This window comes from Bacillus sp. S3, from assembly GCF_005154805.1.
Taxonomy (GTDB): Bacteria; Bacillota; Bacilli; order Bacillales; family Cytobacillaceae; genus Neobacillus.
On sequence record NZ_CP039727.1, the window covers coordinates 1396729 to 1409049 of the forward strand.

7 protein-coding genes and 4 pseudogenes are annotated in these 12321 nt (G+C 38.0%); 9 read left to right on the plus strand and 2 right to left on the minus strand.

The genetic code is table 11. The annotated features are described in order from the left end of the window. The first annotated feature begins 62 nt into the window (after positions 1-62). A complete protein-coding gene (locus tag FAY30_RS06645; RefSeq protein WP_149869130.1) occupies positions 63-1418 on the plus strand; it encodes a glycoside-pentoside-hexuronide (GPH):cation symporter in 1356 nt (451 codons plus the stop codon). Positions 1419-1497: 79 nt separating this feature from the next. Here the strand turns inward: FAY30_RS06645 and FAY30_RS06650 are convergent. Beyond that, a pseudogene (locus FAY30_RS06650) lies at positions 1498-2692 on the minus strand (ROK family protein). Positions 2693-3005: 313 nt separating this feature from the next. Here FAY30_RS06650 and uxaC point away from each other — a divergent pair. The 8 genes and pseudogenes from uxaC (at position 3006) to FAY30_RS06685 (ending at position 11085) form a co-directional block, all read left to right on the plus strand. Further along, positions 3006-4410: pseudogene (uxaC, locus tag FAY30_RS06655) on the plus strand (glucuronate isomerase). Positions 4411-4548: 138 nt separating this feature from the next. Further along, positions 4549-5964: pseudogene (gene gndA / locus FAY30_RS06660) on the plus strand (NADP-dependent phosphogluconate dehydrogenase). Between the two features lie 216 nt (positions 5965-6180). Next, a complete protein-coding gene (locus FAY30_RS06665; RefSeq protein WP_149869131.1) occupies positions 6181-7092 on the plus strand; it encodes an AraC family transcriptional regulator in 912 nt (303 codons plus the stop codon). 34 nt (positions 7093-7126) lie between these two features. Next, positions 7127-7981 carry a sugar phosphate isomerase/epimerase family protein gene (locus FAY30_RS06670; RefSeq protein WP_223820913.1) on the plus strand — a complete coding sequence of 285 codons (855 nt, stop codon included), beginning with the start codon at positions 7127-7129 and terminating at the stop codon, positions 7979-7981. Between the two features lie 2 nt (positions 7982-7983). Next, a pseudogene (locus tag FAY30_RS06675) lies at positions 7984-9145 on the plus strand (Gfo/Idh/MocA family protein). Between the two features lie 70 nt (positions 9146-9215). Beyond that, the gene (locus FAY30_RS27935) at positions 9216-9578 is read left to right on the plus strand and encodes a Gfo/Idh/MocA family protein (protein WP_317845696.1); all 363 of its coding nucleotides are present in this window, start codon (positions 9216-9218) and stop codon (positions 9576-9578) included. Between the two features lie 19 nt (positions 9579-9597). Further along, positions 9598-10221: a Gfo/Idh/MocA family protein gene (locus tag FAY30_RS27940; RefSeq protein WP_317845697.1), complete on the plus strand. Its 624-nt coding sequence runs from the start codon at positions 9598-9600 to the stop codon at positions 10219-10221. A 3-nt stretch (positions 10222-10224) separates the two neighbouring features. Continuing rightward, positions 10225-11085, plus strand: a complete 861-nt coding sequence (locus FAY30_RS06685) for a sugar phosphate isomerase/epimerase family protein (RefSeq protein WP_149869132.1) — start codon at positions 10225-10227, stop codon at positions 11083-11085. Between the two features lie 41 nt (positions 11086-11126). On the opposite strand, the gene FAY30_RS06690 is transcribed toward FAY30_RS06685, so the two are convergent. Further along, positions 11127-12290: an ROK family transcriptional regulator gene (locus tag FAY30_RS06690; RefSeq protein ID WP_149869133.1), complete on the minus strand. Its 1164-nt coding sequence runs from the start codon at positions 12288-12290 to the stop codon at positions 11127-11129. Positions 12291-12321 lie beyond the last annotated feature (31 nt).

The window sequence follows — 12321 nt, forward strand, 5'->3', positions numbered from 1 at the left end:
TTTGAAAAGGATTACAGGTGGAAAATTACACCACCAACTTAAAAGGAAGGAAGCGCAGTTTCATGGAAAGTAATAGCGCAAAGAAATTAACTTTAAAAGAAAAAGTCTCCTATGGTTTGGGTGATGTTGGTAACGGATTCATGTTTGATATGGGGCAAATTTATTTGCTTAAGTTTTATACAGACGTTTTGGGGATCTCAGCTTATTGGGGAGGTTTAGTATTTTTAATTTCGAAAATTTTTGATGCGTTTGCCGATTCAAGTGTTGGCGCCTTTGTTGATAAACGGAAAATAGGGAAACGTGGTAAGTTCCGGCCGTTCCTATTATTTGGTTCCATTCCACTAGCTGTTATGACTATTATTTCGTTTACTGCTCCAAACTTTTCGGGCGGCGGCAAAATAGCCTTTGCTTTTATCACTTATATGCTTTTTGGCCTTGCTTACTCTATTGTTAATATCCCTTACGGATCGCTTGCAGCTTCCATGACCCAGGATTCGGTAGACCGTGCTTCCCTTGGATCATTTAGAGCGATTGGCAGCCAATTTGCCTTGTTAATTTCGGGGATGACTGTAATCCCAATCATATCACATTTTGAAAATGTAAAAACTGGATATGCAGTAGGAATCGCAATTATGGCTGTTGCCGGTGTAATCTTCCACTATATTTGCTATCGCAATACAACAGAAAATGTTGTTGGTCAACCAAAAACAGGTAAAGATAAAATTCCAATGTCACGTTTATTTAAATTATTATTAAGTAATAGACCATTAATTGCTCTTTGTTTTGTTTGTTTATTTATGGTGGCAGCAAGTAACCTTCGCACCGCTGTACAGCTTTACTACTTACAATATAATTTAAATAATACAGGTCTTATGGCATTACTTTCATTTACTAGTGTAGGAATTGCTGTTGTTGGTTCATTCTTTATTCCAACATTTGTTAAAAAGTTTGGCAAGAAAAAAACATTCATTATAGGCCTTATCATTGGCATCGTTGCAGACGCATTGAACTTTGTTCTGCCAGCAAGTGTTCCAACCTTCCTTACCTTACTTTCAATCGGAAGTTTTGGATTAAGCTTTGCACTTGGTTTACCGTGGGTTATGGTGGCAGATACAATTGATTATCACGAATGGAAGACAGGAGAACGGACTGAGGGTGTTGTTTATTCTTCTTACAGCTTCTTCCGTAAGCTTGCACAAGCACTTGCCGGGTTTATTCCTGGTGTTGCCCTTGGATTGATTGGCTATGTTCCAAATGTACAGCAAACTGCTGATACCCTTTTGGGGATAAAAGGCTTGATGTTCCTTATTCCGGCAGGATTTAACTTGATTGCATGTGTCATTTTAATTGTTGTTTATAATTTATCAGACGATCGTTACAATAAAATTGTAGAAGAAATTGAAAACAAGAGCTTCTAACAGTTTAAAAAGTGCATAATGAAAAGAACCTCCTAATAGCAGCAGCTATTGGAGGTTCTTTTTTTAAAATAAATTCAAATCAGCTGATTGCGCTTTCATTTTCTGAGGTTTGTACTTCATAAGATAAATTCAGCATTGGGACATCAAGAAAATGTTTAATAGCAAGTGCGCATGCTCCAAGACCACTGGATTTTTTCCCAATTGACGAGATCAATAGTTCGCGATAGTGGCTGATGGAGGAATGTAAGTTTTTACTGATTTTATCCAAAGAGTTCGGATACATCCGCAGCAATTCACTATCCAAAACAAGTACGTCTGGATTGTACATATTAATCATATTATTTAACCCAATTGAAAGGTAGTAAATTAGTTGCTCCAGCAACTCGTGTACCTCTTCGTCACCTTCATCAAGCCATTTTTGAATTTGTTCATAGGTAAGATTCTTAATCTTTCTTGTTTCAGAAAGATATTCAAAGATGCTTGATTCTGAGGCATACTTTTCCCAGCATCCATTGTTTCCGCAATTGCACGGCTTCCCACCTGGCATGATAATCATGTGACCAGCTTCACCTGCGTACCCGTCATGGCCGCGAAAAAAATTCGCTGTTCATCATCATCCCAAGACCAATTCCGGAGTAAAGAGTAGCACATAAAAGATTATTCGTTTCATGGTGAACAAAAACTCTCTCGGCAAAAGCGGAAAGATTCGCATTGTTTTCAAGATAAATATTGATGCCCAGCACTTTTTCTAAATCATTTTTTAAGTGGACATCATGCCACTTGAATTTTGGGACATAATGAACAAGTTCGTCTCTAGCGACAAGGCCGTGAATAGCAATGACAATTCCAACAATTCCGTAACGGCTGTCTGTACACTCAGATCTGTATTTTTGAATCTGCTCCATTAGGAGATGCAGAATCTCATAGTAGTCTGTAGTATCTATTTCAATAGTAGTGGAAGAAATAGGCTGACCTAGAAGATTAGATAGGGTAAAAGATAGTTGACCATAATCCAAGTCAATTCCAAGTGCATACCCAGCTTGTCCGTTTAAAGATAGCATGATTGGCTTCCGGCCGACATGATTATGCTCTAGTTGTGTTTCGACAATTAATCCTTCATCTAGTAAGTCTGCTACTTGTGCTGAGATCGTTGCTCGTGTTAGAGCAGTAACCTTCGATAAGTCTGCTCTTGAAATCATTCCTTCTTTTACAATTTCTCGGATAATTAAGGAGCGATTAATTTTTTTTATATAAGCCGCATCACCGGTAACCATTCTTATCCTCCATTTCTAAACGGATAGGAAAGGATACTATCCTATCCCAGGGACACGCCAATCGGCGTTTCCCTTTCAAACAATCTACTACTATTATAACAGCTAATGGCAAGCATGGTTTAGCATATTTAAATTAATTCATAAATTGTCAATTGACGAAGCAAACTAATCATGATATGGTAATTGTATTATTAATTTGTTTAATAAACAAATTAAATAAAATTAAATTTAAAAAATATTTTATCCTGTTTCTGTAAGGGGTTACAGTCACTGCTGTAAATAATAATTAACGAAGAAAAAGGAGAGGAATACTTTGAAAGCATTTATGGACCAACACTTTTTGTTAAATTCGGAGACAGCCGTAAAACTATATGAAAATGCAGCATCAAAAGCACCAATCTTTGATTTCCATTGTCACTTAAATCCTCAAGAAGTATGGGAAAATAAGTCATATGAAAATATTACTCAAATATGGCTTGGGGGAGACCATTATAAATGGCGGACAATGCGGATGCATGGCGTATCGGAAAAAATACATTACCGGTGATGCTTCTGATTGGGAGAAATTCGAAGCTTGGGCAGAAACAATGCCTCATTTAATCGGAAATCCTGTTTATCATTGGGCACAATTAGAATTGAAAATGTATTTCGGCATTGATACATTGCTAAGTCCGGAAACTGCGCGTGAGATTTGGGATAAATGTAATGAAAAGTTACAGAAACCAGAATATAGCGCAAGAGCGTTCATTGAAAAGTCTAATGTAAAGTTTATTGGCACAACAGATGATCCGATTTCAAGCCTTGAATATCATCAACTTTTAAAAAATGACGATTCTTTTAAAACGATTATTGCTCCAACGTTCCGTCCTGATGGTGCGCTATTCATTGATCGTCCTACTTTCACTAGCTGGATTGAAAAATTAGCTGAGGTTTCAGGTATTAAGGCAGATTCATTCGATGGATTTTTAGCGGCACTTAAACAGCGGGTTGAATATTTCCATGAAAACGGTGGCCGTGCTTCCGATCATGATATTCAAAAAATGGAGTATGTGGAAACAACCAAGGATCAGGTTGAAGCCATTTTCAATAAACGTATAAGCGGGGAGCAACTTACAAACGAAGAAATCGTTGCTTATCGAATTTTCGTTTTAAAAGAATTAGGAAAAATGTATGCTGAAAAACAATGGGTCATGCAGCTCCATATGGGCGCAATGAGAAACAACAACACAAAAATGAAAGAGCTTATTGGACCGGACACAGGATTTGATTCTGTTGGTGAAGCGAATATGGCGGAAGGCTTGTCCCGCTTCCTAGATGCGCTTGATAAGGAAAATGCCTTACCAAGAACAGTTTTGTTTAACCTAAATCAAAAAGATAATGTTGTATTAGCTGGTATGATGGGGAACTTCTATGAAGAAGGTATTCCTGGAAAAGTTCAACTAGGTTCTGGCTGGTGGTTCCTAGATCATATCGATGGAATGGAAAGACAAATGAAGGACTATGCTAACGTTGGCGTACTTAGCCATTTTATTGGTATGCTGACGGACTCCCGCAGTTTCCTGTCCTACGCCCGTCATGACTATTTCCGCCGTATACTTTGTAATATTCTAGGCGACTGGGTTGAGCATGGCTTGGCTCCGAACAACATGAAGCATATGGAACAAATGGTACGGAATATTTGCTATTCTAATGCTGAAAAATTCTTTTTAGAAAGATAATTGATTCGCAAAGGGAGAGCTCACCTGAGGTCTCTTCCTTGATTACATATGTAAAATAAGTGTTTAATTATAGGAGTTAGGAACAAAAATAGGATAGAATAGGATCATACTGATTTTTAGAAAGGAAAGGGATTTAATATGTCAAAACAACAAATTGGTGTAGTTGGTCTAGCGGTAATGGGGAAAAACCTTGCTTTTAAATATTGAAAGCCGCGGCTATTCGGTTGCAGTCTTTAACCGTTCATATGATAAAACAGAAGCGTTTTTGAAGAATGAGGCAGAAGGTAAAAACTTTGTCGGTGCTCGTACCGTTGAAGAATTTGTTAATTCATTAGAAAAACCACGCAAAATCTTATTAATGGTTAAAGCTGGTAATGCAACAGATGGAACGATCGATTCATTAAAACCATTTCTTGAAGAAGGAGATATCCTAATAGATGGAGGGAATACCTTCTTCCAAGATACAATTAGACGTAATAAAGAACTAGCAAATGCTGGTTTCCATTTTATCGGCACTGGTGTTTCCGGCGGGGAAGAAGGGGCATTAAAAGGGCCATCCATTATGCCTGGCGGTAACAAAGAAGCATATGATTTAGTAAAGCCAATTTTAGAGGCGATTTCTGCAAAAGTTGAAGGAGATCCATGTTGTACATATATTGGACCAAACGGTGCAGGTCATTATGTGAAAATGGTTCATAACGGAATTGAATATGGGGATATGCAATTAATTTGTGAAGCTTACTTTATTTTGAAGAATGTCCTTGGTTTAAGCACAGAAGAACTTCATGATGTGTTTGCTGAGTGGAATAAGGGAGAGCTAGACAGCTATTTAATTGAAATTACTGCAGATATTTTTACAAAAGTGGATGAAGAAACAGGTAAACCAATGGTTGACTTGATTCTCGATACTGCCGGACAAAAGGGTACCGGTAAATGGACAAGCCAAAACGCTTTAGATTTAGGTGTGCCGCTTCCCAATTATCACAGAATCGGTTTTTGCCCGTTTTATCTCAGCAATGAAAGAAGAACGTGTTAAAGCTAGTCAAGTGTTAAATGGTCCAGCTGTAAAACCATTTGATGGGAATAAAGAAGAGTTAATTGAAGCCGTTCGAAAAGCATTATATATGAGCAAAATTTGTTCTTATGCACAAGGTTTTGCCCAAATGCGTGCAGCATCTGAAGAATATGATTGGAATCTTCGCTACGGAGATATCGCAATGATTTTCCGCGGCGGGTGTATCATTCGCGCACAATTCTTACAAAAAATTAAAGAGGCATACGACCCGCGATTCAGAATTAGCGAATCTATTATTAGATCCATACTTTAAGGAAATCGTTGAAGGCTATCAATCTGCACTGCGTCAAGTTCTTGCAGTGGCCATTGAGCGTGGGATTCCAGTTCCATCGTTTGCAAGTGCAATCGCATATTATGACAGTTATCGTACGGAAACACTTCCTGCAAACCTTTTGCAAGCACAGCGTGACTATTTCGGTGCACATACGTACCAACGTGTTGACAAGGAAGGGGTATTCCATACTAACTGGATGGAGTAAGCTTCACATGTTTTTCCTTATTAGAGACAAAACTTTCCATGAATGGACTTGGTTTTGTCTCTTTTTTTTTGAAAAAGTTGTCTTAGATTTCATTGTAAAAAGCAATATCAGTCAAATTTATTTATAAAATAAGCATTTAGGGAGAATGCTTTTTAAGTATAGAGGGATTAAAATTATATTAAGATTTGATAACGCTTACTTAGAAGGGGTGGTGTTATGAATCAAGTAATGATGAATAACTGGATCACAGCATTGTACAGGGTCCAAGGCGTAGATTCCTATTCCATTCAATTTCATTCCCATCATGAATATGAAATTTATTTCTTTTGCGGAGGGGATTGTAAGTATTTAATCAGTAATCGGATTTATGAATTGCATCCTGGTGATATTATCCTTTTAGATGGCATGACATTGCATAAACCGAACCCGAACATAGAGAGCACTTATACAAGGAGTATGCTGCACTTTTCACCAGCATGGATGGCTGAAATCGCCTCTGTACTTGGTATCCCTGATTTATTGGATCCATTTAAAAAGCTCAACAATTTTCTATTACGAACAGGATACAATGAATCAGGCCAGTATATTGACGGCCAGATGAAAAAAATTGCCGGATTGCTGGCACATGAGGATGAAGAAATGCAGCGGACAGGCATAAAGAATGACCTGTTAGAGGCTGAAGTCAAGCTTGAGTTAGTACAATTGCTCTTGAGAATTTATAAAATGAGCCAACAAGAATTAGCTCATGTAACCAGTAAAAAGACTGAAAAGGAAGTTCATGCCGAGGCGATTGCCTCATGGATAAAAGACCATTATGCTGAAAAAGTTAATTTAGACCGGATTTCGACTGAGCTTAATTTAAGCAAATATTATACTTCACATGTTTTTAAAGAGGTAACAGGTTTTACTGTGATGGAATATGTAATGGGCTGCCGGCTAAATCAGGTAAAGTTTTTGTTAGAAATGGAACCAAATCTTACCTTGTCTGAAGTATCAAGTGCAGCAGGATTTGAAAGTATTGCCCATTTCAGCCGTTATTTTAAGGAAAAAGTAGGAGTAACACCATCTCGTTACCGAAAAAATAAACTTTCATCCAGCATGTCTAAACAGAAGGAGGATTCCCTATAAATGAATCAAGATTTATTGATTTCTGGTTTTTCAGATGAAATCTCGTCTGATTTTGATATACAGCTTGAGGTTGTTTTCGAACCTCGGCATGCGGTATCTATCATTACGCGGCATAGATGGGAAAAACATTGGAGACTTTACAGTTGAGGATATAAGAGAAAATGTTCAGCCGCGTTTGCAAAAAGCGGGTATTGGTGTTTCCTCAATTGGCTCGCCAATTGGTAAGGTATTTATCAATGATGAAGAGGGATTCTCAAAACAAAAGGAAATGCTTGAAACCCTATGCCAAATTAGCAACCTGTTAGATTGTAAATATATTCGTATTTTCAGCTTCTATATTCCAAAGGGTGACAACCCTGATATGTATCGTGATGATGTCATTCGCAAGATCAAGGAATATGCCGCGATTGCTGAAAAATACAATATCATTTTATTGCATGAAAACGAAAAGGATATATATGGCGATATTGCTAGACGCTGTCACGAGATTTTAACAGAGGTAAAATCACCGTCCTTTAAAGCAATTTTTGACTTTGCGAACTTTGTACAATGTGGTGAGGATACCCAGGAATGCTACGATTTACTAAAAGATGAAGTAGTGTATATCCACATTAAAGATGCTGTAACGACTGATAATCAAAATGTTGTTTGCGGAACCGGGGAAGGGAAAATTCCCGAACTTCTCTCTCAATTTATTACTGCAGGCTATAAAGGCTTTTTAACACTTGAGCCACATTTGGTCCTTTTTGATTCATTAAAGGATTTAGAGCTTGAAAATGCAACAGACATTATTAAGGACAACAAAGGGCTAGACGGAGCCGGCGGCTACAAGCTTCAATATGAAGCATTATTAGAAATTCTTAACAAAATTGAAAGCGAGGGAATTTAATTATGGCAGATGTAAGATTAGGGATTATTGGATTAGGTGCAGAAGGTGGTATGTACGCTAATTTCATCGCTGAAGGCAAAGTTAAAAACATGGTGATTGGTGCGATTTGTGATAATGATCCTGCTAAAAAACAAGTAGCAGAAGAGAAATATCCTGGTGTTCCTTTCTACGAAAATTATATCGATATGCTTGAAAGTGGTGATGTTGATGCAGTTGTTACAACTGTTCCGCATTATCTGCATCCTGAAATGGGAATCGAATCACTAAAAAGAAACATTCATGCATTAGTGGAAAAACCAGCTGGTGTTTATACAAAACAAGTGAAAGAGTTAAACGACTTTGCAGCAACAAAACCTGAACTTAAGTTTGCCATCTTCTTTAACCAGCGTACAAATCCACTTTATAAAAAACTAAAAGAACTTATTGATAATGGTGAGATTGGCAGCATTCGCAGTACCAACTGGATTATTACTACTTGGTGGAGACCTCAAGGCTACTACAATCAAAGTGAATGGAGAGCAACTTGGGGCGGAGAAGGGGGCGGTGTCCTTGTAAACCAAGCGCCACACCAAATTGATCTGCTTCAATGGATCTGCGGCATGCCGAAAAAGGTTTATGCAAAATTAAACTTTGGCTATCAAAGAGATATTGTGGTTGAGGACGATGTAACGGCTGTTTTTTGATTATGGAAATGGTGCTACTGGTGTATTTGTAACTAAGACACACGATGTAGTAGGGACAGACCGTTTAGAAATCCATGGCGATAAAGGAAAAATCGTGGTTGATGATAGTAAGAAAATCACTATCAAACGCCTAAATAAGCCTGAAAATGAAATGAGCGCAACCATGAGCATGCAAGATGTGATGAGTATCTTTATGGGCGGCGGGCAAGGTGATATTTTCACTGAGGAAGTAATTGAATTTGAAAGCGTTTGGGGCGGTCAGCACATTGCTGTATTAGAAGATTTTGCTTCTGCGATTGTGGAAGGCACACCATTATTAGCTCCTGGCAGCGACGGCATTAATGGGGTTAGACTAGCAAATGCCATGCACCTGTCAAGCTGGTTAGGAAAAGAAGTTGAAGTACCATTTGATGAGGAATTATTCTTAGAAGAATTAAATAAACGTATTGTAGAAGAAGGTAAATATCCGGTTAGAAAGTAATCAAACACATGAAACGAACTCTGGGCGCTAAATAAGGCGCCTGAGTTCGTTTTAAAAAGGGGACAAGCTTATGTTAAAAGCAGCATTAATTGGTCTCGGAGATATTTCAGCCATCCATCTGCCAGCCATAAAAGCAAACCCGAATGTGGAACTGACTGCAGTTTGTGATTTGGACAAAGGTGCACGAGACATTGTTCCGGAAGCACGCTTTTATACCGACTATCAAGAAATGTTGGAATCAGAAGCATTAAATGTCGTTCATATCTGTCTGCCGCATTATCTGCACAATCCTGTAACAAAGGCATGTGTCGAAAAAGGTATCCATGTATTTCTTGAAAAGCCGCTTGGGTTAAATACGAAAGAAGCACTGGAGCTTGTGGAATTGGAGCAAAAAACATCCCGATATAAAGATTTGTGTTTGCTTTCAAAATAGATATAATGAGTCGTTTGAAATGCTGCAAGAAATCGTTGAGAGCGGCGAGTATGGCAGGATTGTGGGAATTAAGGGGCTTGTTGCATGGTATCGGCCAAAATCCTATTATGACGCGAAGCCTTGGCGCGGGCAAATGAAATATGCCGGCGGCGGTGTGATGATCAATCAAGCCCTTCATACAATAGATTTAATGCAATTGCTAGGCGGAAAGATTGAATCAATCCGAGGTAATGTGGATCAGTTGCTTGACTACGGAATTGAAGTGGAAGACACAGCGTCTGCACGAATGCAATTTGAAAGCGGTGCCACTGGTTTATTCTTTGCTACAAATGCAAATGCCGTGAATTCAAGTGTGGAACTTCAAGTAATTTTAGAAAATGGTAAATTTACCATTAAGGATAGTATATTAACTAGGGTAAATGAAGATGGAAAGAAAGAAGAATTAGTTGAGGATGCAAAAGTTCCTGGTACTAAATTTTATTATGGAGCAAGCCATAAAAAGCTAATTCACCTATTCCATCAATGTATTGAAGAGGATACTGACAACTATGTTCATGCTAGAGAAGCAGCAGTAGCGATTCAAATGATTGATGTTATACGTAAATCTTCTGAAACAAGACAATCAATTCAAATGGAGGGATAAGCAGTGAAAAAAGGTAAAATTGGTGTCCAAATGATGATGTTAAAAGGCAAAGTGGAAGAACTAGGTGCCTATGAAACAATGAGAAAAGTAAGTGAACTTGGCTATCATGCGGTAGAAGTTTCGCAAATTCCGATGACTCCAGAAAATGTGGCAGAATTAAGAAGAGCAAGTGTAGATTTTGATATTAAAATTGCTGCTATGTCTGCCGCTTTAGAGCCAATGCTTCCTGGTGCACCTGGTGAGACCTTAACGAATGATTTTGATAAAATTGTGAGTGATTGTAAGACGCTTGATTGTAACTTCCTGCGTATCGGGATGCTGCCATTAACCGTTATGGGCCATAAAGATAAAATCATGGAATTTATTGAAAAAGCAGAAGCTATGGCACATAAATTAGCTGATCACGGTATCGAATTATACTACCATACTCATCACCTTGAATTCCAAAAATACGATGGTGTCTATCTTTTGGACCTCATTAAAAATAACACATCTAAGCTTGGCTTTGAACTTGATGTTCACTGGATCCAAAGAGCTGGTGAAAATCCAGTCGAGTTTGTTAAACAATATGCAGGCCGGATTTCATTATTGCACTTAAAAGATTATCGTATCGGACAGATGGATTTAAGTAACGTTGACTTTAAAGACATGTCTAAATTCTTTGATATCTTTACGAATACAATTGAATTTGCTGAGCTTGGAGAAGGTAATCTTAATATCAAAGCAATTGTAGAAGCTGGACTTGAAAGCGGGGCGCAGTATTTCTTAGTTGAACAAGATGACACATATGGACGCGACCCATTTGATTGCCTAGACATCTCTGCTAAGCATTTAAGAGAATTAGGATATTCTGAGTGGTTTTAAAGAAGAGGCAGCTGTTGAAACAGCTGCCTCTTCTCTTCCATCTACTCATTAATAGTTAAACAGATCTTTGAAACTTCCAAAAAGTTTTTAATCCCAAAGGAACAAGCTCCCATAGCACATGCCCGGGTTCCAAGGTCTGAGACAAGCAACTCGCAATAATGGCTAATAGTGGAATTCAGATTGGATTTTATTAATGATACAGCATTGGGATAGAGTTGTAACAATTCACTGTTAATGACTAAAATCTCTGGATTATACAGATTGATAATATTATTAAGTCCAATGGATAAATACTTTATATACTGCTGCATTTGCTGAGATATCACAGGGTCTTGCTCCAAGATTAATTGTTGAATATCATGATAGCTTAAATTGGGTTTGTTCAGATTTTGAGCTAATTGTTTGATAAAGTTTGACTCCGATGCATATTGCTCCCAGCAGCCGAGATTTCCACAGCTGCAAGGTACTCCATCAGGTACGACAATCATATGGCCAATCTCACCTGCATAGCCGTGATACCCTTTCATAGCTTCACCATTCACCATGATCCCAAGCCCAATTCCGGAATACAAACTAATCGATAACAAGTTTTCACATTGATGATGTTTGTACACCTTTTCAGCAAAAGAGCATAAATTAGCATTATTTTCGATATAAACATGGATTCCAATATCATTTTGTAAATCATCTTTTAAGTTTTTGTTATGCCAGTGGTGCTGCGGAACAAAATAAATCATCTCATCATTATTTACAATACCATGAATTCCAATCACCACAGCCGCAAGGCCATACCGGGTGCGGGAACATTGCCGTTTGTAACCCTTAATATGGTTAATCAGTAATGCTAAAATAGCATTATAATCAACAGTCTCGAGTTCAATCGTATCGATCTGAATAAGAGATCCGCTTATACTAGATAGGGCAAAGGTAATCGAATTCTTATCGAGGTCAATTCCTAAAACAAAACCGGCTTGTTGATTGATCGAAAGCATGATGGGCCTTCTTCCAAGGTTTTTATGATCCTGCTGTGTTTCAATAAGTAAATCTTCCGCTAATAAATCAGCAGCTTGAACAGAGATGGTTGCTTTGTTTAACCCAGTAATTTTCGCTAAATCGGCTCTGGATATCATCCCGTGCTCAATAATTTTGCTTACGATTAACGAACGGTTGATTTTTTTAATGTATGCAGCATCGCCAGTAATCATTAAATCGCTCCTTTTTTAAAATTTCGTAGAT

Excerpts from the sequence above, each read along its gene's own strand:
- FAY30_RS06645 (WP_149869130.1), top strand. The coding sequence starts at position 63 with ATGGAAAGTAATAGCGCAAAGAAATTAACTTTAAAAGAAAAAGTCTCC.
- FAY30_RS06665 (WP_149869131.1), top strand. The coding sequence starts at position 6,181 with ATGAATCAAGTAATGATGAATAACTGGATCACAGCATTGTACAGGGTC.
- FAY30_RS06670 (WP_223820913.1), top strand. The coding sequence starts at position 7,127 with ATGAAATCTCGTCTGATTTTGATATACAGCTTGAGGTTGTTTTCGAAC.
- FAY30_RS27935 (WP_317845696.1), top strand. The coding sequence starts at position 9,216 with ATGTTAAAAGCAGCATTAATTGGTCTCGGAGATATTTCAGCCATCCAT.
- FAY30_RS27940 (WP_317845697.1), top strand. The coding sequence starts at position 9,598 with ATGCTGCAAGAAATCGTTGAGAGCGGCGAGTATGGCAGGATTGTGGGA.
- FAY30_RS06690 (WP_149869133.1), bottom strand. The coding sequence starts at position 12,290 with ATGATTACTGGCGATGCTGCATACATTAAAAAAATCAACCGTTCGTTA.